Raw genomic sequence first — 22,443 nt, 5'->3', positions numbered from 1 at the left:
ATGAACCTTGCCCTGCTCGGCTTCCTGATGGTCGCCACCTTCATGACGCTTATCATGACCAAGCGGATGACCCCGCTGGTCGCGCTGATCGTCGTGCCCACCGCCTTCGCGCTCCTCGCCGGCTTCGCCTCCGGGCTGGGCGGCATGATGATCGACGGGATCAAGAACCTCGCGCCCACCGGCGTGATGCTGCTGTTCGCGATCCTGTTCTTCTCCACCATGACCGACACCGGCCTGTTCGATCCGCTGGTCAACCGGCTGTTGCGGGTGGTGCACGGCGATCCGCTGCGCATCCTGATCGGCACCGTGGTCCTGTGCGCCCTCGTCAGCCTCGATGGCGATGGATCGACGACGTACATCATCACGATCGCCGCGCTGCTGCCGCTTTACAAGCGCTACGACATGAACCGGCTGTATCTGTGCTGCCTGCTGATGACGACCAGCGGCATCATGAACCTGACGCCGTGGGGTGGCCCGACCGCGCGCGCGGCGAGCGCGCTCAAACTCGACCCCGCGACGCTGTTCCTGCCGCTGATCCCCGGCATGATCGCCGGACTGTTCGGCCTGATCGCCCTCGCCGTCTATTTCGGGCGAAAGGAACGCCGGCGGATCGGCCATGTGAAGACCAACGAGCCGGTGGCGTTCACCGGCATGGCGGTGTCGCAATTCCCCGAGGCGCGCCGTCCGCATCTGCGCTGGATCAACGCGGCGCTCACGATCGCGCTGCTTGCCGGGCTGGTGCTGGGCATCCTGCCGCTGTCGGTGCTGATGATGCTGGCCTTCGCGATCGCGATGATCGTGAACTATCCGCAGGTTGCCGAGCAGAAGGAGCGGATCGCGGCGCATGCCGGCAACGTCCTGTCGGTGGTGTCGCTGATCTTCGCCGCGGGCATCTTCACCGGTATCCTGTCGGGCACCGGCATGGTGGAGGCGATGAGCCAGGAGGTGGTGGGCCTGATCCCGCCGGTGCTGGGGCCGTACATGGCACCGATCACCGCCGCGCTCAGCCTGCCGTTCACCTTCTTCATCTCCAACGATGCCTTCTACTTCGGCATGTTGCCGATCCTGGCCCAGGCAGGCGCGCACTATGGGGTCGAGCCGATGGCGATCGCGCGGGCCTCGCTGATGGGGCAGCCGGTGCACCTGCTCAGCCCGCTGGTGCCCTCCACCTATCTGCTGGTCAGCCTGGCGGGTATCGACCTGGCCGATCATCAGCGCTTCACGCTGGTGCCCGCGGCGGCGGTGTGCGCGGTGATGACGATCGTCGGCATGCTCGTGCTCGCCTTCCCGCTGGTCGGCTGATCCGATGAACGATCTGTGGCAGCATATCGTCGCCGACTTCTCGACCATCGGCTCGCCCTCCGCGCTGGCCGCCTTCGCGCAGGTGGTGACGATCGACGTCATGCTCGCCGCCGACAACGCCATCGTGGTGGGTGCGCTGGCGGCGGGGCTGCCGTCGGCGATGCGGCGCAAGGTGATCCTGATCGGCGTGGCGGCAGCGCTGGTGCTGCGCGTCGCCTTTGCGCTGATCGTCACCCAGCTGCTCCAGCTCGTCGGGCTGGTGTTCGCCGGCGGCCTGCTCCTGCTATGGGTGGCGTGGAAGATGTGGCGCGAGCTGCGCGCGGATGCGGCCGAGGGCGGACACGAACCCGTGGCCGACGCGGCGCCGCGGCGCTTCTGGGCGGCGGCCTGGGCGGTGGCGGTGGCCGACGTGTCGATGAGCCTCGACAACGTGCTGGCGGTCGCCGGCGCGGCGCGCGACCATCCCGGTATCCTGGCGGTCGGGCTGATCCTGTCGGTCGCGCTGATGGGGCTGGCCGCCAACGTGCTGGCACGCGTGATCGAGCGCTATCGCTGGCTCGCCTATGTCGGCCTGCTCGTCATCCTCTACGTCGCCGCGCGGATGATCTGGGAAGGCCTGACTGATCCGGCGCGCGGCGTGCTGGGGCTGTTGGGATGAGGCTCGCCGGCGCGGCCGCGTGCGCCACCACGGCGGCGTCCGCCTGATGGCGTGGCGGCAGGGAGACGGCGACGCCGCCCGGGTCGCGATGCGCTTCGTGGCGGCGGTGGCGGTCGGCGCGCTCGGCGGCGCGATGTTCGCCGGCATCGGCGCGCCATTGCCCTGGGTGCTGGGTTCCATGGCGGCGTGCGCGGTGGCCAGCATCGTCGGTGCGCCGATCGCCGCGGGCGCCGCCACGCGGCGGCCGATGGCGGCGGTGATCGGCGTGGTGCTGGGCAGTTCCTTCCACCCCGGCCTGTTCGCCGCGGCGCGCGACTGGTGGCTGCCGCTTGCGCTGCTGCCCGTGTTCCTCGGCGTGGCGGCGTTGCTCTGCGTCACCTGGTTCCGCCGGGTTGCGGGTTTCGATCCCGCCACCGCCTATTTCGCCGGCATGCCCGGGGGCATCGCGGAAATGGTGCTGATGGGCGGCGAGCGCGGCGCGGACGAGCGCACGGTGGGGCTGATCCACGCCGCGCGCATCTTCCTGGTGGTGTTCGCCCTCCCGTTCGTGATCCGCCACTTTCACCCGCCCGTCGCCATCCCGGCGCCGGTTTCCATCGCTGGCAGCGCGCTGTGGCCAGATGCCGCGCTGCTCCTGTGGGGCGGCGGCAGTATCGCTACGGGGCTGCTGATCGGCCGCCTGCTGCGCCTGCCGGCCTGGCACCTGATGGGACCGCTCGCCGTCAGCGCGGTGCTGCACGCGACGGGCATCACCGACTTTCGCGTGCCCGTCTGGCTGCTCGCCGCGGCGCAGGTGGGGCTGGGCGCCACCATCGGCTGCCGCTTCGCCGGCTTGACGCTGCGCGCGTTCGCGCGCGTGCTGGCGCTGGCCGCCGGATCGACGCTGATCCTGCTGGCGCTCACCTTCGCCTTCGCCGCGCTGATCGGTCGGTGGACCGGGCTCGACATCGCGCTTGTCGCGCTCGCCTATTCGCCCGGCGGGCTGGCCGAGATGAGCATGGTCGCGCTCAGCCTCGCGCTCGAACCCGGCGTGGTCATCGTCCACCATCTCGCCCGCGTCGTGCTCGTCCTCGTCGTCGCCCCGCTCGTCTTCCGACCATCTCGTCAGGACCCTGCATCATGATCCGCAAGCCGCTTCCGCTCGTCCTTCTTCCCGCCATGGGCTGCGACGGGCAGCTCTGGGCGCGGCAGGTGCTCGACCTCGGCGACATCGCCCATCCCGAGCTGGGCGATCTCACCGTCGACGATACGCTGGCGGCGATGGCGGCGCGGGTGCTGGCCCATGCCCCGCCGCGCTTCGCCGTGGCGGGCGTGAGCCTGGGCGGCTATGTCGCGCTCGAGATGATCCGCCAGGCCCCGGAGCGCATCGATCGCCTGGCATTGTTCGCCACGCGTGCCACCATGCAGCTGCGCCCGCGCACGGTCGGGGAACAGGGCCTGCTCGCCACCGCGCCGCTCGCCGATCCTGCGTTGAGCGCGAACATCAGCGGCCCGGTGCAGGCGATGGCGGAGCGGGTCGGCGCGGCGGTGTTCGAACGGCAGCAGCGCGCCCTGCTCGCCCGGCCGGACATCGCCCCCGCCATCGATGCGGTGGCCGTGCCCACGCTGGTGGCGGTCGGCGATCGCGACCGGATCTGCCTGCCCGACGATGCGCGAGCGCTGGCCGACCGCATCACGGACGCGCGCTTCCACATGCTGCACAGCTGCGGCCATCTCGCGCCGATGGAACGACCCGGGGAAGTCACCATGCTGCTGCGTGCATGGCTGCAGGACGGCACGGGCGCCCCCCGCGGTGTGTCGTCCGGCGTTCGCCGGCCACGCTGACGCCTGCGCCGATTGCCGACGGGCGGCAGTGATTCGTCGGGCCTTCGCCGTCACGACCGAAGCGGGGACGACCACGGCCCGAATGCCGGCGGATCGTTACCCGTGTATCGTCCGCGATCTCGTTCGTCTCTTCAGGTGAGCCTGGAGGAAAGGCGTAAGTGTCTGAAAAGAAATGGTGCTGCCGGTGAGGATTGAACTCACGACCTCAGCCTTACCAAGGATGCGCTCTACCACTGAGCTACGGCAGCACTCACCACCTTCGCGGCGGGAGCGGGCCTAAGAGACGAGGTGGGCGTGATTGTCAAGGCGGATCGCGCGCGGTAGCGAGCAAAAACGATGAGCGACCGGGACGAACGGGCCGAGCGACTGGCCGCACAGTTGCGCGAGAATCTCAGGCGGCGGAAGGCGCAGGCCCGTGCCGCCGCGGCGGACGACGAACCCGTCAGACGTCCGCCACCGCATAATGACCCAGACTGAAGGCGGCGGCGATCCCGGCCCAGGTGCCGAGCGACGCCGCGCCCATCAGCCCGGCGAATCCGGCCAGGATCAACGCGTGACGGGCGAACACCTTGATGCGAGCCATGCTGCGTCCTCCGCGCCCAGCGCCGGCGACAATTCCGCGGCGACCCGGGCGTGATAGGCATTGAGCCATGACAGCTCGTAGTCGGTCAAGAGGCCGACCTCGATCAGGTCGCGGTCGATCGGCGCCAGCGTCAGCGTCTCGAACGCCAGCATGACCGCCTCGCCGCCGGCGATCGCGCGCTCTACCACCAGCAGCAGGTTCTCGATGCGGATGCCGTATTCGCCCGCCTTGTAATAGCCGGGCTCGTTGGAGAGGATCATGCCGGGCAGCAGCGGCTCGGCCGGGGCGGGGCCGCCATAGGTCGGCTTGGCGATCCGCGCCGGACCTTCGTGGACCGACAGGAAGCTGCCGACGCCATGCCCGGTGCCATGCGCGAAATCGAGCCCGGCCTGCCACAGCGGCGCGCGGGCGAAGGCGTCGAGCTGCGCGCCGCAGGTTCCGCGCGGGAAGATCGCGGTGGCGAGCGCGATATGCCCCTTGAGCACGCGGGTGAAGCGATCGCGCATCTCCGCAGTGGGGGTGCCGATCGGCACGACGCGGGTCACGTCGGTGGTGCCGTCCTGATACTGGCCGCCCGAATCGATCAGGTAGAGCTGGCCGCGCTCGATCGGCAGGCTTGACGCCTCGGTGACGTGGTAATGCGGGATCGCGCCGTGCGGGCCGGTGGCGGAGATGGCGTCGAAGCTCAGGTCCTTGAGCATGCCCGTCTCTTCGCGGAAGGCGTGAAGGCGCGCGGCGGCGGACAATTCGGTCTGCCCGCCTTTCGGCGCCTCGTCGGCGATCCAGCGCAGGAAGCGCGACAATGCCGCGCCGTCGCGTGTCGAGGCGGCACGGTGGCCGGCGATCTCGACCGGATTCTTGGTCGCCTTGGCCAGCACCACCGGGTCGCGCAGCGCCAGCGCGGAGCCGCCGGCCTGCTCGACGCGATCGAAGATCGCGGACACCGCGAAGCCGGGGTCGATCGCGACGCGCTTGCCGGCCAGCGTCGCCAGCGCGGGCGCAAACGCGGCGCGATCGTGGACGCGCACCGCATTGCCGAGGTGCTCGGCGACCTCGGGGGTCATCTTCTCGGGCGCGACGAACAGGTCGGCGGTGCCGTCGGCATGGACGATCGTATAGGCGAGCGCGACGGGTGTGCGTGCCACATCGGCGCCGCGCACGTTGAGCAGCCAGGCGATCGAATCGAGCGCGGCGATGACGGTGGCGTCGGCGCCCACCTCGCCCAGCCAGTCGGCGACCTCGGCGCGCTTGGCGGCCGACGCGCGGCCGGCGACCGCGTCCGGCTGGACGGTCAGGACGGCGTCGGACGGGGCGGGGCGGTCGGGCCAGATCGCATCGACCGGATTGGCATCGACCGGGACCAGCGTCGCGCCGACGCGGGCGAGCGCGGTGCGCGCTTCCTCGACCCAGGCGCGGGTGTGGAGCCAGGGGTCGTAACCGATGCGCGCGCCGTCCGCGGCATGGTCGCCCAGCCAGGCCGCGACGCTGGTGTCGGGAACGCCGACGAACTGCCAATCGTCGCCGGACACCTGTTCGCGCACCTGGAGCGTGTAGCGGCCGTCGGTGAAGATTGCCGCCTCCTGCGGCAGCACGACGGCGGTGCCGGCCGAGCCCTGGAATCCGGTGAGCCAAGCGAGCCGCTGCGCATAGGCGCCGACATATTCGCTCATATGCTCGTCGGTGAGCGGGACGACGAAGCCGTCGAGCCGGTCGCGGGACAGCTGGTCGCGAAGGGCGGCGAGGCGGGCGGAATGGGTCGACATGGGGGTTCCGTGATCCAGAGGTCGTCGCCCTCACCCTTCCGGCGCTTCGCGCCTCCCTCCCTCTCCCGCCGGGAGAGGGAAGGGGCCTGCCCGGCGCAGCCGGGTGGGAAGGGTGAGGGCGACCTTCTACCCGTCTGCTGCCACAACCACGCCATCCCCACCAGCCTTGACCCGATCGGCCCACCTGTCATCATGCCGTCACGCCGCTGCGCGAGAGGCGGCGTGCAAGTAACGGAAAGGGGGACGTCCACACGTGTTCCATCCCGACCTGATCCGGCATCCGGACAGCTGCCCCACGTTGGTGCTGAATGCCGATTATACGCCGCTGTCCTATTACCCGCTCAGCATCTGGCCGTGGCAGACGGCGGTGAAGGCGGTGTTCCTCGACCGTGTCGACATCGTCGCGCATTACGAGCGCGAGGTGCGCAGCCCGACGCGCACGATGCAGCTGCCCTCGGTCATCGCGCTGAAGCAGTTCGTGAAGCCATCGCAATTCCCCGCCTTCACGCGGTTCAACCTGTTCCTGCGCGATACCTTCGCCTGCCAATATTGCGGCAGCGCCACGCGCGAGCTGACGTTCGACCATGTCATCCCGCGCGCGCAGGGCGGGCGCACGACATGGGAGAATGTCGTCACCGCCTGTGCGCCGTGCAACCTGAAGAAGGGCGGGCGCACCCCGCGCCAGGCGCATATGCCGCTGTCGATCGAGCCGATCCGCCCGACCAGCTGGCAGCTCCAGGAACATGGCCGCCGCTTCCCGCCGAATTATCTGCATGCGACGTGGCACGACTGGCTCTACTGGGACGTCGAACTCGAAGCGTAGAAAAGGGCGACACGGGCATGAGAATGGCGATGATGGCGGCGGGCGCGATGGCGCTGGCCGCATGCTCGGGTGGCGGATCGGAGGTGCCGGAGGCGAACGAGGAGGTGCTGGCCAATTACGTGCCGCCCTTCGTGATGTCGCGGCTGGACTTCGGCGGCGTGGTGGAGCGGCGCTTCCGCCGGCTGGACGTCAATGCCGACGACAAATTGACGCGCAACGAGCTGCCCAAGAGGTTGCAGGGCCGGTTCGAGGAGATCGACCGCGACAGGAACGGCTCGATTTCCAACGACGAGTGGAGTGCGTGGATGCTGGCGCGATTCGACGCGCAGGACGCCAATCACGACGGCAACGTGACCAGCGACGAACGCGAGCGCGCGCGCGAGTTGCAGGAGACGGACCTGCCGACGCCGGCGGACGAGCCGGCGGGGAATGCGAAGTAGCGGCGGGCCGTACCTTCGTTCGTCATGCCGGGCTTGTCCCGGCATCCAGCGTCCCACGCGCCTCACCGGATCCGGTGCGCGGAACCCTGGACCCCGGAACAAGTCCGGGGTGACGTGTCGGCCGTTGGGTCTGCCAACTCTCCCGTTCCCCGGCGAAGGCCGGGGTCCAGTGGGGAGTGGTTCGATAGTTCGCGGCTGGCTCGATACTGGGTCCCGGCCTGCGCCGGGGAACAGAGCGCTCACAATCGTTCGCACCTGACGTGCACGTCCGGTTGACCGCGCCGCTGTTGCGGCGCAGCAATGCGCGTCATGAGCACGCTGCCCCCGATCACCAACAATCCCGATGTCCGCTATCTCGGCCGCGTGCTGGGCGATGTGATCCGTGCCTATGGCGGCGACAAATTGTACGAGCGGACCGAGGCGATCCGTTCCGCCTCCGTGGAGCGTCACCGCGGCAACCACGAGGCGCGGCCCGATGCGGAACTGGGTACACTAGATCTGGACGAGACGCTGGATTTCGTCCGCGGCTTCATGCTGTTCTCGATGCTGGCCAATCTGGCCGAGGACCGGCAGGGGATCGCCGCGGAGGAGGGGGCGGATCTCGCCGCCGCGCTGGCGCGGCTGGAGAAGGCCGGCGTCGGACACGATCAGGTGCTGGCGCTGCTGGGCGAGGGGCTGATCGCGCCCGTCCTGACCGCGCACCCGACCGAGGTCCGGCGCAAGAGCATGATCGACCACCGCAACCGCATCGCGCAGCTGATGGCGATGCGCGATCGCGGGGTGGAGGCGACGCCGGACGGCGATCAGGTGGACGAGGCGATCGTGCGGCAGGTCGCGCTGCTGTGGCAGACGCGCGTGCTGCGGCGCGAGCGGCTGTACGTGGTCGACGAGGTGGATACCGCGCTCAGCTATCTGCGCGACGTGTTCCTGCCGGTCATCCCGGCGCTGTACCAGCGCTGGGACCGCGCGATGGGGGAGCGGGTGCCGGCGTTCCTGCGGCCCGGAAGCTGGATCGGCGGCGACCGCGACGGCAATCCCTTCGTTACCGCGGATTCGCTGCGCACCGCACTCGGCAAGGCGGCGCAGGCGGTGCTGGGCTATTATATGGACCAGCTGCACGCGATGGGGGCGGAGCTGTCGATCTCCGCCGGCCATGCGACGGTGGATGCGGGCGTGCTGGCGCTGGCCGACGCGAGCGGCGACGTGGCGGAAAGCCGCAGCGACGAGCCGTATCGCCGCGCGCTGTCGGGCATCTACGCGCGCGTCGCGGCCACCTATGCGAAGCTGACCGGGCAGGCCGCGCCGCGTCCCGGCCATCTGACCGGCGAACCCTATACCGATCCCGTCGCGCTGCGCGCCGACCTGAAGACGATCGCGCGCGCGCTGTCGGTCGATGGTGACGGGCTACTGGGCACCGGCGGCGCGATCGGGCGGCTGATCCGCGCGGTCGAGGTGTTCGGCTTCCACCTTGCCACGCTGGATCTCAGGCAGAACAGCGCGGTGCATGAGAAGGTGGTGGCGGAGATGCTGGCCAAGGCCGGCGTGCGCGACGATTACACCGCGCTGGACGAAGGGCAGCGCGTCATGCTGTTGCGCCAGGAACTGGCCACGCCACGCCCGCTGACCAGCCGGTTCGCCACCTATTCGGAGGAGACCGCGTCCGAGCTGGCGATCGTCCAGGCGGCGGCGGACGCGCATGCCGCCTACGGCCCGGCGTGCATCCGGCAATATATCGTCTCGATGACGAAGTCGGTGTCGGACCTGCTGGAGGTCCACCTGCTGCTCAAGGAAGTCGGCCTCTACCACCCCGCCAACGGCGAGAAGGCGCGCGCCGCGGTGATGGCGGTGCCGCTGTTCGAGACGATCGAGGATCTGGAGGCCGCGCCCGAGATCATGACCGAATGGTTCGCCATCCCGGAGGTGCGCGGCATCGCGCGCCAGCGCGGGCATCAGGAGGTGATGATCGGCTATTCGGACAGCAACAAGGATGGCGGCTACCTCACGTCGACGTGGCAGCTGTCGCGCGCCTCGACCGCGCTGAAGCCGGTGTTCGAGGCGGCGGGCGTCGGCATGCAGCTGTTCCACGGCCGCGGCGGCGCGGTGGGGCGCGGCGGCGGCAGCAGCTTCGCCGCGATCCGCGCGCAGCCGCCCGGCACGGTGCAGGGCCGCATCCGCATCACCGAACAGGGCGAGGTGATCGCGGGCAAATACGGCACGCGCGAGAGTGCGACGACCAATCTGGAGGCGATGGCGTCCGCCACCCTGCTCGCCAGCCTGGAGCCGGCGCATCTGTCGAACGGCGACAATGCCACCTTCGCGGCGGCGATGGACCGGCTGTCCGACGCCGCGTTCCGCGCCTATCGCGGGCTGGTGTACGAAACGGAGGGGTTCCGCACCTTCTTCCGCCAGATGACGCCGATCGCGGAGATTGCGGGGCTGAAGATCGGCAGCCGTCCGGCGAGCCGCAAGCAATCCGACGCGATCGAGGATCTGCGCGCCATCCCCTGGGTGTTCAGCTGGGCGCAGGCGCGCGTGATGCTGCCGGGCTGGTACGGCGTGGGGCAGGCGATCGCGGGGTTCGAGGATCGCGCGCTGCTGAAGGACATGGCGCAGGGCTGGCCGCTGTTCGCGGCGACGCTGGCGAACATGGAGATGGTGCTCGCGAAGTCCGACATGGGGATCGCCGAGCGCTACGCCGGGCTGGTCGAGGATGCGGCGTTGCGCGATCAGGTGTTCGGCCGCATCCGCGACGGCTGGCGGCAGACGCACGACGGGCTGCTGGAGGTGACCGGGCAGGCGCACCTGCTGGAGAAGCATGCCGCGCTGGACGCGTCGATCCGGCTGCGGCTACCGTATATCGAGCCGCTCAACCTGCTCCAGATCGAGCTGATGAAGCGCCACCGCGCCGGCGAGGACGACGAGCGCGTGCGGCACGGCATCCTGCTGTCGATCAACGCGATCGCGACCGCGCTGCGCAATTCGGGGTGAGGCGGTGGTAGGTCGGCTCTTGCGGACATGATCGTGACGTTTGCGGATGCCTTTCCTGTTCCCCGGGGCAGGCCGGGGTCCAGGATCGGTCGGCTCGTGAGATGCTGAAACCGCTCCCAACTGGATCCCGGCCTGCGCCGGGAAACAGGAGAGACCGGGACGTCGGTCACGCCGTCACGACGGGCCGATCGTAGTTCTTCGCATAGGCGTTTTCGACGCCGGTGAGAATTTCGACGATGTCGAAATAGCGATCCCAGAAGGCGGTTTCGCGCAGATCCTCGACCAGCAGTTCGTAGGCATGGTGATCCGCCGCGTCCCACATCCAGATGTCGGTGACGCGGGTCGAATAGAATTCGACGTCGAAGAAGCGCAAGGCCACGGTCGCGGCGTGCTTCTTCAGAAGCGGCGTGAATTACTCGGCGAGCAGTTCGAACCGTCGATCCACCGAAAAGCCGAGCCATTCGGGCGAGGTCTTGACCAGCATGAACACGGTCAGGGCGGGTTCGAAGGGTGTCGGTACGTTCGTCATCGTTCATCCTTGCATCATGGTCTGCGATGCCTAGAATGTGAGCAGAACCTCACTATTGGCTACTCGCATTCGCCCGATGCCGGATACCGCCGCCCAGCAGCGCCCACGCCCGCGCAAGGTGCCGCGGCAGGCGCGGTCCGCGGAGACGGTACGCGCGATCGTCGAGGCGGCGGCTTGCATTCTGGAGCAGGTGGGACTCGGCGAGTTCACGACCAACATCGTGGCGGAGCGCGCCGGGGTCAGCATCGGTTCGCTCTACCAGTATTTCCCGGGCAAGGAGGCATTGATCGGGGCGCTGATCGTCCGTGAGACGTCGCTGCTGATCGCGGAATGGGAAACGGCGCTGGCGATCGCGGACGGTCGACGCGCGCTGGCGGCGCTGATCGCGTCGGCGGTGGCACACCAGCTGCGGCGGCCGACGCTGGCGCGGCTGCTGGATGTCGAGGAAGCGCGATTGCCGTTCGATGCGGACACGCAACGCGTCACCGCGCGGCTGCGCGCGATCCTGCTGGCCGTTCTGGTGCGTGCCGATCTTCCCCCGCAGCCCGACCCCGAGATCGCGGCGCAGGACGTGCTGGCGATCGTCAAGGGGATGGTCGATGCCGCCGGAGAATGCGGGGAGCAGGATCGGGAGCGGCTAAGCCGGCGCGTGGGCCGGGCCGTTTTCGGCTATCTCGATGCCGCGGTTTAGACCCTGGCGCGCGCTCACCCCTCCAGCGACTTCGATGCCTGTTCGAACAAATCCTTGCTGATCCCCGGCGCCGACACGATCCGCTCCAGCTGCGCGCGCATCAGCGCGGCGCGGGTCGGGTCGAAGCGGCGCCAGCGGCCGAGCGGAGGCAGCAGCTTCGCCGCGGTCTGCGGATTGAGTGCGTCGAGCGCCAGCAGCTGGTCGGCGAGCCAGACATAGCCCGCGCCTCCCGCGGCATGGAAGGCGCGCTGGTTGACCCCGAACGCGCCCACCAGCGCGCGCGCGCGATTGGGGTTGGCGAGCGTGAAATCGGGATGACCGGCCAGTTCGGCCACCAGCTGCGGCGTGTCGGCGCGGGTCGACAGCGCCTGCGTCTGGAACCATTTGTCGAGCACCAGCGCGTTGCCGGCGTGGCGATGGTAGAAGATGTCGAGCGCGGCGTCGCGCTGGGGCGAGGTGCCGCCCGCCAGCGCGGTCAGCGCGCCCTGACGATCGGTCATATTGTCCGCCGCCTCGAACTGCGCATAGGCCAGCGCGGCTGCATCCGAGGCGCCCGAGGCGGTGACATAGCCGAGCGCGACGTTGCGCAGCCGGCGCACGCCCTTGTCCTGCGGCGTATAGGCATAGGGGCGGATCGTCGCGGGATCGCAGGCGGCGCGCCAGCGCGCGTCGAGCGCGCGCGCCAGATCGCGGCGCAATGCCTCGCGCGCCTGGAAGATCGCCTCCGGATCGACGAGGCTCAACTGGTCGCCGATGAAGCTCTCCGCGGGCAGCAGCACCGCCTCCGCGACGAACGCGCGGTCGAGGGTGGTATCGTCCAGCGTGTCCGCCACCGCGGCGATGACGGGGGCATGGTCCGCCTCGCCCTCGACGGTCGCGGCCACCAAGGTGTCGAGCATCAGCTGCTGCATCGCTTCATAGCGAGCGAAGGGATCGTCGTCGTGCCGCGCGAGGAAGGCGAGATCGGCGGCGGAGCGGTCGCTCTCGACGATGACGGGGGCGGAGAAGCCGCGATTGAGCGACACGATCGGGCGCTCGGTCACCGCCTCGAAGGTGATGCTGGCGGCGGTGTCGGACAGGATCACCAGTTGCTCGTCGCCCAGCGGCTGCCCGGTCTCCGCGCCGAACAGCCGTAGCTTCAGCGGTAGGACCTGTGGCGACTTGCCGGTCTGGCCCGGCGTGTCGGGCACCTTCTGCGCCAGATTGAGCGTCGCGCGGCCCCCCGCGGGTTCATGCATCAGCGTGGCGGAGACGCGCGGCGTGCCCGCCTGCGCATACCACAAGCGGAATTGCGACAGGTCGATGTCGCCCGCTTCCTCCATGCACGCCACGAAATCCTCGCAGGTGGCGGCGGTGCCGTCGAACCGCTCGAAATACAGGTCGGTGGCGGCGCGGAAGCGCTGCGGACCCAGCATCGTCGCCATCATGCGGATCAGCTCCGCGCCCTTGTTATAGATGGTGGCGGTGTAGAAATTGCTGATCTCGATATAGCTTTCCGGGCGCACCGGACGCGCGAGCGGGCCGGAATCCTCCGGGAACTGCGCCGCGCGCAGGGCACGAACGTCCTCGATCCGGCGCACCGCGGGCGATCCCTGGTCGGCGGAGAAGCCCTGATCGCGATAGACGGTGAAGCCTTCCTTGAGGGAAAGCTGGAACCAGTCGCGGCAGGTGATACGATTGCCCGACCAATTGTGGAAATATTCGTGCGCGACCACCGCGGCGATCGCGTCGTAATCGTAATCGGTCGCGGTATCGGGGTCGGCGAGGATGTAGCGGCTGTTGAAGATGTTCAGCCCCTTGTTCTCCATCGCGCCGAAGTTGAAATCGTCCACCGCGACGATGTTGAACACGTCGAGGTCATACTCGCGGCCATAGACGCGCTCGTCCCACGCCATCGACAGCTTCAGCGCGGCGAGCGCATGGTCGGTCTTGGGCACGTCGGCCGCGCGCACCCAGATGCCCAGCTCCACGGTGCGGCCCGAGCGGGTGACGAACGTGTCGCGGTTGACCGCCAGATCGCCCGCGACCAGCGCGAAGAGGTAGGACGGCTTGGGCCAGGGATCGTGCCACTCCGCCCAGTGCGTGCCGTCGGCATTGTCGCCCTTCGCGATCGGATCGCCGTTGGCGAGCAGGACCGGGAAGCGCGCTTTGTCGGCGGTCATGCGGACGCGATAGGTGGCGAGCACGTCGGGGCGATCGGGAAACCAGGTGATGCGGCGGAACCCCTCCGCCTCGCATTGCGTGCACAGATTGCCGCCCGAGGCATAGAGCCCCATCAGCTGGGTATTGCGGTCGGGCGCGATCTCCACCTCGGTTTCGACGACATGCGCGTCGCCGGTGAGCGGGATGACCAGCTGCTCGCCGTCGAGCGTCCAGTCGTTGACCGCGACGCCATCGACCGTGACCGACAGCGGCGCTTGTCCCGCACCGTCGAGCCGCAGCGGAGCGGCGTGCGCGCCGTTGCGGGTCACCTCCAGCCGCGCGCGCACCCGCGTCGCGGACGGATCGAGCGCGAGGTCCAGGGCCACCTGCGGCACCAGCCACGGCGGCGGCGCATAGTCGCTGCGGCGCGTGACGGCGGGAAGGGCGGGAGTGGAGCGAGCATCGGCCATCAGGGGAGTATAGCCGGGGAGGGCGTTGGTTCCATGGGGGAGTTGCGAGTGGCAACGTCACCCCGGCCTTGAGCCGGGGTCCCGCTTCTGCTGCGGCCGGGAGAAAAAGCGGGACCCCGGCTCAAGGCCGGGGTGACGGTAAGTGAGCAATTCCGTTTCGCCTGATACCGTTCTACGACACGGCGATGATGCGTATCCTGTCGCTTGCCCTCGCCGCCATCGCGGTGGTTGCCGCTCCGCTCGCCGCCCAGACCGTCCCGCTGCCCGCCGACCAGGCGGCGATGAAGGCGCATGTCATGTTCCTCGCCTCCGATGCGATGCGCGGGCGCGAGGCGGGGAGCGGCGAGTTCGACATCGCCGCGCAATATGTCGCCGCGCAATTCTATGCCGCCGGGCTGCGCCCGATGGGGGATGACGGTGGCTATCTCCAGGCGGTGAAGCTGCTCGGCTACAAGGCCGCTGGCGAGGGGACACTGACCTGGACGCCAGCGGGTGGCACGGCGCGCGCGCTGGCGTTCGGCAGCGACTACGTGCCCGCCGCCGATCCTGCCGCGAAGACGACGCACGCATCGGCGCCGGTGGTGTTCGTGGGCCACGGGCTGGAGGCACCCGCCTATGGACTGGACGCGTATCGCGGCGTCGACGTGCGGGGCAAGATCGTCGCCTATGTCGGCGGCGCGCCGGACGGGCTGCCGAGCGAGGTGGCGGCGACCTTCGGCGGCGCGGAGGCGCGGTTGCGCGCCGCGGCGGCGCATGGCGCGGTCGGTGCGATCGCGCTCGCCGACCTGCGCGCGGCGGCGCGCGGCGCGCCCGCATTCGACGCGGTCAAGCGCGCGTTCGCGGGCGAGCGGGTGACCTGGGCGACGCCCGCCGGGGTCGGCGGCGGGGCGGAGGCGATTCCGCTGCTCGCGACGCTGTCGCCCACGGGGACGGCCAAGCTGTTCGGCGCGCGCTGGAATGCGGTGCGCACGGCGGCGCAGACGAAGGGGCGCGGCGTGACGGCGATCGCCGCGCCGGGCGTGCTGGCGGTCGACACGGCTACCACCCTCCGCCCGTTCGCCAGCAGCAACGTGGTGGGAATGCTGCCCGGCAGCGATCCCGCGCTGGCGAAGGAGGTGGTGGTGCTGTCCGCGCACCTCGACCATGTCGGCGTGGGCACGCCGGTGGACGGCGATGCGATCTATAACGGTGCGCTCGACGATGCGATCGGTATCGCCAGCCTGATCGAGGAAGCCAAGCGGTTCAAGGCGGCGGGCACCGCGCCGAAGCGCAGCATCCTGTTCCTCGCGGTGACCGCGGAGGAAAAGGGGCTGATCGGCAGCGACTGGTTCGTCCACCATCCGCCGGTGCCGATCGCCGACATGGTGGCGGACGTGAACCTCGACATGCCGGTGCTGACCTATCCGTTCGAGGACATGATCGCGTTCGGCGGCGACCGCTCGACGCTGGGGCCGATCATCGCGCGCGCGACCGCGGCGCTGGGCGTCACGCTGTCGCCCGATCCGATCCCGGAGATGTCGATCTTCGTGCGATCGGACCATTACAATTTCGTGCGCAAGGGCGTGCCCTCGATCTTCCTGTGGCCCGGGCTGAAGGGGCCGGGGAAGGCGGCGTTCGAGGCGTTCATGTCGCGCTGCTACCATCGCCCGTGCGACGACCTGTCGCAGCCGATCCGGTGGGATCAGGGGGTGCGGTTCGTCGACGCCAATTATCGCATCGCGCGCGAGATCGCGGATGCGGCGGATCGCCCGCGGTGGAACAAGGGGGATTATTTCGGCACCTTATATGGTGGGCCGATGGGGCGGTGAGTTTCCCCGTCACCCCGGGCTTGACCCGGGGTCCCGCTTTCTATCCGACGGTGCGAAAGGAAGCGGGACCCCGGATCAAGTCCGGGGTGACGAACCCAGGGGCAAGGCATGAATCCGCAGTTCGACGTCGACACCGCCACGCGGGCCTATCTGAACCTCGTGCAAGGTCCGGCCCGTGCGGTGTCGGACCGTTATTTCGAGGGCGGGGAGTGGTTGCTGCTGTGGGGCATGCTGGTCGCGGTCGCGGTCTATTGGCTGGTGCTCGCCACCGGCTGGTCGGCCAGGTGGCGCGACGCGGTGGAGCGGCGGACGCGGCGGCGATGGCTGGTGCCTGCGCTCTATGCGGTGCCGTTCACGATCGTGACGTCGCTGCTGATGCTGCCCTGGTCCTTCTACACCGATTACCTGCGCGAGCATCAATATGGCATGTCGAACCAGACGCTCCCCGCCTGGGCGGGCGATGCGGCGAAGATGCTGGGGCTGGGGCTGGTCGGCAACATCCTGATCCTGACGATCCTGTTCGTCGCGCTGCGGCGCTTTCCGCGGGCGTGGTGGGTGTGGGGAGCGGGCGGCGCGGCGGGGCTGATCGCGCTGGGGGCGCTGATCTTCCCGATCTTCATCGCGCCGGCGTTCAACAATTATACCGAGCTGCCCGCGGGGCCGTTGCGCGAACGCATCGTCGCGGTGGCGCGGGCGCACGACATTCCGGCGGATCATATCTACGTCTCCGATGCGTCACGCCAGACCAAGCGCATCTCCGCCAATGTCTCCGGCATCGGGCCGACGATCCGCATCACGCTCAACGACAATCTGCTGAACCGCACCACGCCGGACGAGGTGGTGGCGGTGATGGGGCACGAGATGGGGCATTACGTGCTGCGCCACATCTGGTGGCTGGTGGCGGGGATGACGCTGATCTTCGCGCTGCTGTTCTTCGCCGCGTCGCGGGTGGGGCCGTGGCTGATCCGGCGCAACCCGCGCTGGGGCGTGCGCGATCTGGCGGATCCGGCGGCGGCGCCGGTGCTGCTGGCGCTGGTGGCGGTCGGCGCCTTGGTGCTGACGCCGGTGCAGAACAATATGATCCGGCATAACGAAGTGTCCGCCGATGCCTTCGGCCTCGACGCCGCGCGCCAGCCGGACGCCTTCGCGCGCACCGCGATCCGCCTGTCGGAATATCGCAAGCTGGAGCCGGGCGCGGTCGAGGAATTCCTGTTCTACGACCATCCCTCCGGTGCGGCGCGGGTGCGCGCCGCGATGCAGTGGAAGAAGGATCATGTGCCGGGCGCGACGATGGAGCGCCCGACGCTGGCGGTGGCGAAGTGACGCGGCTGTTCGTCTTCGGGCTGGGCTATGCCGCGAGCGCGATCGCCGATGCGGCAGGCGGCGCGGTGCTGGCCACGACGCGCGACTTGCGCGACGGCACGATCCGCTTCGACGACGAGAGCGCGGTGCTGGCGGGCGTTGTGGCGGCGACGCACGTCCTGTCCTCCGTCCCGCCGATCGAGGGGGAGGGCGATCCGGTGCTGGCGCGCTATGGCGATGCCCTAGCGGGGCGGTGGCTGGGGTATCTGTCCTCGACCGGCGTGTACGGCGATACCGGCGGGGCGTGGGTGGATGAGGATGCGCCCGCCGATCGTGGGCGGCGGCCGGCGCGCAACGCGGCGGATGCGGCGTGGCTGGCGCTAGGGGCGCGAGTGTTCCGGCTGCCGGGGATCTACGGCCCCGGCCGCTCCGCACTGGAACGCGTGGCTGAGGGCAAGGCCCACCGCACCGGGGTGGCGGGGCAGGTGTTCAGCCGCGTCCATGTCGCCGACATCGCCAGCGGAGTCGTGGCGGGGTTCGATGCGCCGCCGGGCGCGTACAACCTTTCCGACGACCTGCCCGCGCCGCAGGATGTGGTGATCGAGCATGCCGCGCGCCTGCTGGGCATGGATCCGCCGGCGATCGTCGCGCTGTCCGCGCTCAGCCCCGCCGCGCGCGCTTTCCACGCGGAGAACCGCCGCGTCGCCAACGGCAGGGCGAAGCGGGTGCTCGGCTGGACCCCGCGCTACCCCGATTACCGCGCCGGCCTGCGCGCGCTCAGCGCCACGACCAGCCCGACGCCCGCCAGCGCCGCGCCCGCGATCGCAAGCGGCGACCAGCGATAGCCCTCCAACAGCGTCGACAGCAGCATCGCGATCACCGGCACGATCACGCCGTTATAGGCCGCCTTGGCCGGGCCGATCGTGCGGATGATGCGGAAATAGAGCGTGAAGGCGAGGCTGGAGGCGATCACGCCGAGGTACAGCACGCCCGCGACATAGCCCGGGCGCGGGTCGAACACCGGCGGTCCGGTGGTGATCCACGCCCATAGCCCGTCCAATGTCGCGCCGATCAGCATCGCGGTGGCGAGCATGGGGATCATCGGATAGCGGGCCGCGGTCTTCGTCGCCTGCATCACATTGGCGGACGAGGCGGAGAGGATCGCGCATAAGGTAAGCGCGATCCCGATCAACGTGCGGTCGGTCGCGGTGGGATCGGCGCGCGCCTCCTGCACGAACAGCAGCCCCGCGCCCGCCATCGCGATCGCCGAACCGACCGCCAGCTGCCGCCCCAGCCGCTGCCCCAGGAAGAGGCGCGCCAGCAGCGCATTGGGGATCAGCAGCAAGGCGAAGACGACCGCCACCAGCCCGGAGGTGATATAATGCTCCGCGCGATAGACGAAGTTGAAGTTGAGCACGAACTGGAACACGCCGAGCCATCCGGCGAAGCGCCAGAAGGCGGCGTCGCGCGTCACGCGCTCGCGCCGGATCATCGCCACCGCCTGCAACACCACGCCAGCAACGACGAAGCGGTAGCAGACCGACCAGCTCGCGGGCACCACGCCCAGCTGGTGGCGGATCACGATCCAGGTCGATCCCCAGATCATCACCACGGTGAAGAAGGGGATCAGGGCGGCGGCGCGGGTGCTATTGGGGCGGTCCTCGGTCACAGCGCGGCGATGGCGTCGGCCAGCGGGCGGATCACGTCCTCGCGCTGGTTCCAGCTGATCACCAGCCGCGCCTCGCCCGGACCCCAGTCGTAGAAGTCGAACCCCTTGCCACGCAGCGCCGCCGCCTCGTCGGGGGTGACGCGCAGGAACACCTCGTTCGCCTCGACCGCATGGACCAGCCGCCCGGCCGCCGCCTGCGCCAGCAGCGCCGCGCCCGCATTGCTGGCGCGCGCGCAGTCGAGCCAGACGTCGTCGTCGAGCATCGCCAGCAATTGCGCGGCGAGATAGCGGCCCTTGGACAGCAGCAGCCCGGCGCGCTTGCGGCGGAACATGGTGTCGTCGGCGAGGTCGGGGCGGAAGAAGATCAGCGCCTCCGCGTTCATCCCGCCGTTCTTGACGAAGCCGAAGCTGAGCGCGTCGACGCCCACACGCCATGTCAGGTCAGCCGGGTGCGCGCCGGTCGCGACCACCGCATTGGCGAAGCGCGCGCCATCGACGTGGAAGCCCAGGTTGCGCGCCCTGGCGACCTCGCCGATCGCGGCGGTCTCGTCGGGCGAATAGACGCGGCCATATTCGGTCGCGTTGGTGATGGAGATGGCGTGCGGGCGCTGCTGATGCACGTCGTAGCGCGCGAGGTTGAGCACCGCTTCCACCGTGTCCGGCGTCAGCTTCGCGCCCTCTCCATCGGCCAGCATCAGCTTGGCGCCATGGGTGTAGAATTCGGGCGCGCCGCATTCGTCGTTCTGGATATGCGCGTCGCGATGGCACACGACCGCGCCGTGCGGCGGGCACAGGGCCGCGAGCGCGAGGCAGTTGGCGGCGGTGCCGCTGGGCACCCAAAGCGCCCGGACGGGGGCGTCGAACAGGTCGGAGAAGCGCTCGTCCAGCCGCTTCGACCAGCGGTCGCCGTCATAGGCGGTGTCGAGCTCGTCGGCGCTGGCGATGGCGCGCAGCACGGCGGGGTGAACGGGGGCGGCATTGTCGGAGAAGAAGCGCATGATGCCGCTGTCGGATAGCGGGGGCGGCAGGTCAATATCGCTGTCGTAGTAGCGTCGTCGGAGTGAGGCTCGTGACATCGCGAAACCAACTCCGTCACCCCGGCCTTGAGCCGGGGTCCCGCTTGCTCACCGATGTTGCTGAAGAAGCGGGACCCCGGATCAAGTCCGGGGTGACGAGGTTCAGAATTCCGGCGGCGGTGGCGTGTCCCGGTCGTCGGGCGCGCGATCCGCAGGGACGCGCTCGCGCGGGCTGCGGGGTTCCGGCGGGTTCGGCACGTCGATGCCGAGGTCGCGCAGGCGATCCACCGCCTGGTCGATCTGTGCCGGTGCGCCTTGGATCGCGTCCTGCACCTGCCCGCCGACATCGTCGCCCAGCGCGTCGATCGCATTGTCGATCGGCGCCAGATCCGCGTCGTCGATCGGCGCGGCGACGACGGGGATGCTGAGTGCGCTCATCATGAACTGGCGCCAGATCTGCGCCGGGATGCCACCGCCGTGCAGCCCCGGGTTGGGCGTGCTGTCGTCGTTGCCGACCCATACGCCGACCACCAGATCGCCCGCGAAGCCGATGAACCAGGCGTCGCGCCCGCCCTGGCTGGTGCCGGTCTTGCCGAATGCCTGTACCGGCAGGTTGGCGTCGCGCCCGGTGCCGCGGATCGAGGAGTTGAGCAGCTGCTTCATCTCGTCGCGGATATTGTCGGGCATGGCGCGGTCGCGGCCCGCGATCGCCTCGTACCAGCTGGCGCTGCGGTTGCCCTGTACCCCGCGCGCCACCACCGGATAGCGCCCGCTGGCGACCGCGGCATAGGCCGAGGTCAGCTCCAGCAGCGAGACTTCGGCGGTGCCGAGGCCAATCGTCGCCTCGTTGGCGATCGGCGTGGTGATGCCGAGGTCGCGCGCCGCCTTGATGACGTTGCGCACGCCCACCTCCTGCGTCAGCCGCGCCGCGACGACGTTGGAGGAGCGCGCGAAGGCGCGTTGCAGCGTGATCGGGCCGAGGTAGCGGTTGTCGTCGTTCTTGGGCTTCCACCCCGCGATCTCGACCGGCGAATCGTCGCGGACGGTGTCGGGGTGGAGCCCGGCGCGGAGTGCGGCGAGATAGACGAACAGCTTGAAGGTGGAACCCGGCTGGCGCTTGGCCTGTACCGCGCGGTTGAACGGGCTGGCGGCGTAATTGCGCCCGCCCACCATCGCGACCACCTCGCCATCGGGCTTCATCGCGACCAGCGCGGCCTGCGCCTGGCGCAAGCCGGCCTGGCGGACGACGCGCTCGGCGGTCGCCTGCATCCTGGGGTCGAGTGTGGTGCGCACCGTGGCGTCGGTGCCGGCGTCGCCCGCGACTTCGCGCGCCGATGGCAGCACCCAGTCGGCGAAATAGGTGCCGGTCGGCAGCGTCTCCGGGCGGTCGCTCAGCACGCGCTGCGGCTGGACGCGGTCCGCCTCGGCGCGGGTCAGCAGCCCGGCGTCGACCATCGCGCCGACCACCACCGCCTGCCGCGCGCGGGCGCCCTTCAGGTTGCCGGTGGGGGCCAGCCGCGACGGCGCCTTGACCAGACCGGCGAGCATCGCCGCCTGTCCGACGTTCAGGTTTTGCGGGGTGCGCCCGAAATAATGTTTCGACGCCGCGGTGATGCCATAGACGTTGTCGCCGAAATAGACGTTGGAGAGATAGCGCGAGAGGATCTCGTCCTTCGACAGCCACGCCTCCAGCCAGAAGGCGATCATGACCTCGCGCAGCTTGCGCGCGGCGGTGCGGTCCGAATCGAGGAAGGCGTTCTTCGCCAGCTGCTGCGTGATCGTGCTGCCGCCCTGGCGCACCCCGCCGGAGCCGACATTGGCCCAGGCGGCACGCGCGATGCCGCGCGGGTCGATGCCCCAGTGCGAGTAGAAGCGGCGATCCTCGATCGCGACAAAGGCGTTGCGGACGTGCGCGGGCAGCTTCGCCGCGTCGACCGGCGCGCCGATGATCGCGCCGCGCCGCGCGATCGGTGTGCCGTCCGCCGCGGTCAGCGTGATCGAGGGCGGCGTGGGCGGCTTGAGCGAGCGCGACAAGGGCGCGGTGACCGCCAGCCACACCACCGCGACGACGAACAGCACGATGAGCGCGGCGATCCCGCGCACGATCCAGGTGCCGACGCCCGCCCCGGCGAAGCGCCAGCGCTGCCGGGGCGGCGGCCCGTCGCCGCCACCATCGCTGCCGCCGACATAGGGCGGATACGGCTCGGTCGGCGGGGCATCGTCATGCCAGTCGCTGAACGATGGCAGCGGCGTGCCCGGCGCGTCACCCGGGGCATGATTGTAGCGGACGCGGCCGTTGTCGAAGGGGTCGGGGCGCATGATCGTCGAGTGTCTTACAGGGATAGGACAGTCGTCGCAAGCGGCGCCCGTAGAAAGGAGGATAGCGGTTCGCGGCGCCGCGCGAAAGAGCGACCGCGCTCCGCCATGCGATCGCC

Annotated in this window: 17 protein-coding genes, 1 tRNA gene and 1 pseudogene; 11 read left to right on the top strand and 8 right to left on the bottom strand. The window is 69.7% G+C overall.

What is annotated here, in order from left to right:
• Genes PGN14_RS09475 through PGN14_RS09460 form a run of 4 tightly spaced genes read left to right on the top strand, consistent with a single transcriptional unit; the run spans nucleotide 1 to nucleotide 3,784 of the window.
• Nucleotides 1-1,302: a CitMHS family transporter gene (locus tag PGN14_RS09475; protein WP_335299269.1), complete on the top strand. Its 1,302-nt coding sequence runs from the start codon at nucleotides 1-3 to the stop codon at nucleotides 1,300-1,302.
• A 4-nt stretch (nucleotides 1,303-1,306) separates the two neighbouring features.
• Entirely contained in the window at nucleotides 1,307-1,960 is a 654-nt protein-coding gene (locus PGN14_RS09470) for a YjbE family putative metal transport protein (protein WP_335299268.1), read from the top strand.
• Nucleotides 1,961-2,006: 46 nt separating this feature from the next.
• Nucleotides 2,007-3,083 carry an AbrB family transcriptional regulator gene (locus PGN14_RS09465; protein WP_335299493.1) on the top strand — a complete coding sequence of 359 codons (1,077 nt, stop codon included), beginning with the start codon at nucleotides 2,007-2,009 and terminating at the stop codon, nucleotides 3,081-3,083.
• The gene (locus PGN14_RS09460; protein ID WP_335299267.1) at nucleotides 3,080-3,784 is read left to right on the top strand and encodes an alpha/beta fold hydrolase; all 705 of its coding nucleotides are present in this window, start codon (nucleotides 3,080-3,082) and stop codon (nucleotides 3,782-3,784) included. Before PGN14_RS09465 ends, PGN14_RS09460 begins: the two co-directional genes overlap by 4 nt.
• Nucleotides 3,785-3,957: 173 nt before the next feature.
• On the opposite strand, the gene PGN14_RS09455 is transcribed toward PGN14_RS09460, so the two are convergent.
• The 3 genes from PGN14_RS09455 to PGN14_RS09445 form a co-directional block, all read right to left on the bottom strand.
• Nucleotides 3,958-4,032, bottom strand: a tRNA-Thr gene (locus tag PGN14_RS09455).
• Nucleotides 4,033-4,226: 194 nt separating this feature from the next.
• Nucleotides 4,227-4,367, bottom strand: a complete 141-nt coding sequence (locus tag PGN14_RS09450; protein ID WP_335299266.1) for a hypothetical protein — start codon at nucleotides 4,365-4,367, stop codon at nucleotides 4,227-4,229.
• Nucleotides 4,331-6,130, bottom strand: coding sequence for an aminopeptidase P family protein (locus PGN14_RS09445; RefSeq protein ID WP_335299265.1), 1,800 nt, complete (start codon nucleotides 6,128-6,130; stop codon nucleotides 4,331-4,333). Before PGN14_RS09445 ends, PGN14_RS09450 begins: the two co-directional genes overlap by 37 nt.
• Nucleotides 6,131-6,383: 253 nt before the next feature.
• Between PGN14_RS09445 and PGN14_RS09440 the strand changes: the two genes are divergently transcribed.
• The 3 genes from PGN14_RS09440 to ppc all read left to right on the top strand — a co-directional run bounded on the left by PGN14_RS09440 (nucleotide 6,384) and on the right by ppc (nucleotide 10,381).
• Nucleotides 6,384-6,953 (top strand): HNH endonuclease, encoded by a 570-nt coding sequence (locus PGN14_RS09440; RefSeq protein WP_335299264.1) that lies wholly within the window; start codon nucleotides 6,384-6,386, stop codon nucleotides 6,951-6,953.
• A gap of 17 nt (nucleotides 6,954-6,970) precedes the next feature.
• On the top strand, nucleotides 6,971-7,393 hold the full coding sequence (locus tag PGN14_RS09435; protein WP_335299263.1) for a hypothetical protein: 423 nt from the start codon (nucleotides 6,971-6,973) through the stop codon (nucleotides 7,391-7,393).
• A 309-nt stretch (nucleotides 7,394-7,702) separates the two neighbouring features.
• On the top strand, nucleotides 7,703-10,381 hold the full coding sequence (gene ppc, locus PGN14_RS09430) for a phosphoenolpyruvate carboxylase (RefSeq protein WP_335299262.1): 2,679 nt from the start codon (nucleotides 7,703-7,705) through the stop codon (nucleotides 10,379-10,381).
• 166 nt (nucleotides 10,382-10,547) lie between these two features.
• On the opposite strand, the pseudogene PGN14_RS09425 reads toward ppc, so the two are convergent.
• Nucleotides 10,548-10,910, bottom strand: a pseudogene (locus tag PGN14_RS09425) (darcynin family protein).
• Between the two features lie 55 nt (nucleotides 10,911-10,965).
• On the opposite strand from PGN14_RS09425, the gene PGN14_RS09420 reads away from it, so the two are divergent.
• A complete protein-coding gene (locus tag PGN14_RS09420; RefSeq protein WP_335299261.1) occupies nucleotides 10,966-11,601 on the top strand; it encodes a TetR/AcrR family transcriptional regulator in 636 nt (211 codons plus the stop codon).
• 14 nt (nucleotides 11,602-11,615) lie between these two features.
• Here PGN14_RS09420 and pepN read toward each other — a convergent pair whose 3' ends face one another.
• On the bottom strand, nucleotides 11,616-14,213 hold the full coding sequence (pepN, locus tag PGN14_RS09415; RefSeq protein WP_335299260.1) for an aminopeptidase N: 2,598 nt from the start codon (nucleotides 14,211-14,213) through the stop codon (nucleotides 11,616-11,618).
• A 185-nt stretch (nucleotides 14,214-14,398) separates the two neighbouring features.
• Between pepN and PGN14_RS09410 the strand changes: the two genes are divergently transcribed.
• The 3 genes from PGN14_RS09410 (at nucleotide 14,399) to PGN14_RS09400 (ending at nucleotide 18,168) form a co-directional block, all read left to right on the top strand.
• Nucleotides 14,399-16,021, top strand: coding sequence for a M28 family peptidase (locus tag PGN14_RS09410; RefSeq protein ID WP_335299259.1), 1,623 nt, complete (start codon nucleotides 14,399-14,401; stop codon nucleotides 16,019-16,021).
• 108 nt (nucleotides 16,022-16,129) lie between these two features.
• A complete protein-coding gene (locus tag PGN14_RS09405; RefSeq protein WP_335299258.1) occupies nucleotides 16,130-17,344 on the top strand; it encodes a M48 family metallopeptidase in 1,215 nt (404 codons plus the stop codon).
• Nucleotides 17,341-18,168: an NAD(P)-dependent oxidoreductase gene (locus tag PGN14_RS09400; protein ID WP_335299257.1), complete on the top strand. Its 828-nt coding sequence runs from the start codon at nucleotides 17,341-17,343 to the stop codon at nucleotides 18,166-18,168. Before PGN14_RS09405 ends, PGN14_RS09400 begins: the two co-directional genes overlap by 4 nt.
• On the opposite strand, the gene PGN14_RS09395 is transcribed toward PGN14_RS09400, so the two are convergent.
• The 3 genes from PGN14_RS09395 to PGN14_RS09385 all read right to left on the bottom strand — a co-directional run bounded on the left by PGN14_RS09395 (nucleotide 18,078) and on the right by PGN14_RS09385 (nucleotide 22,327).
• Nucleotides 18,078-18,992: a DMT family transporter gene (locus PGN14_RS09395; RefSeq protein WP_335299256.1), complete on the bottom strand. Its 915-nt coding sequence runs from the start codon at nucleotides 18,990-18,992 to the stop codon at nucleotides 18,078-18,080. The genes PGN14_RS09400 and PGN14_RS09395 overlap by 91 nt on opposite strands.
• Nucleotides 18,989-19,990 (bottom strand): threonine aldolase family protein, encoded by a 1,002-nt coding sequence (locus PGN14_RS09390; RefSeq protein WP_335299255.1) that lies wholly within the window; start codon nucleotides 19,988-19,990, stop codon nucleotides 18,989-18,991. Before PGN14_RS09390 ends, PGN14_RS09395 begins: the two co-directional genes overlap by 4 nt.
• Nucleotides 19,991-20,170: 180 nt before the next feature.
• Nucleotides 20,171-22,327, bottom strand: coding sequence for a transglycosylase domain-containing protein (locus PGN14_RS09385; RefSeq protein WP_335299254.1), 2,157 nt, complete (start codon nucleotides 22,325-22,327; stop codon nucleotides 20,171-20,173).
• Nucleotides 22,328-22,443: the final 116 nt, after the last annotated feature.

The sequence above is a fragment of the Sphingomonas adhaesiva genome (assembly GCF_036946305.1).
GTDB lineage: Bacteria > Pseudomonadota > Alphaproteobacteria > Sphingomonadales > Sphingomonadaceae > Sphingomonas > Sphingomonas adhaesiva_B.
Note: the sequence above shows the minus strand (reverse complement) of the source record. Positions and strands in the feature narration are given on the sequence as shown.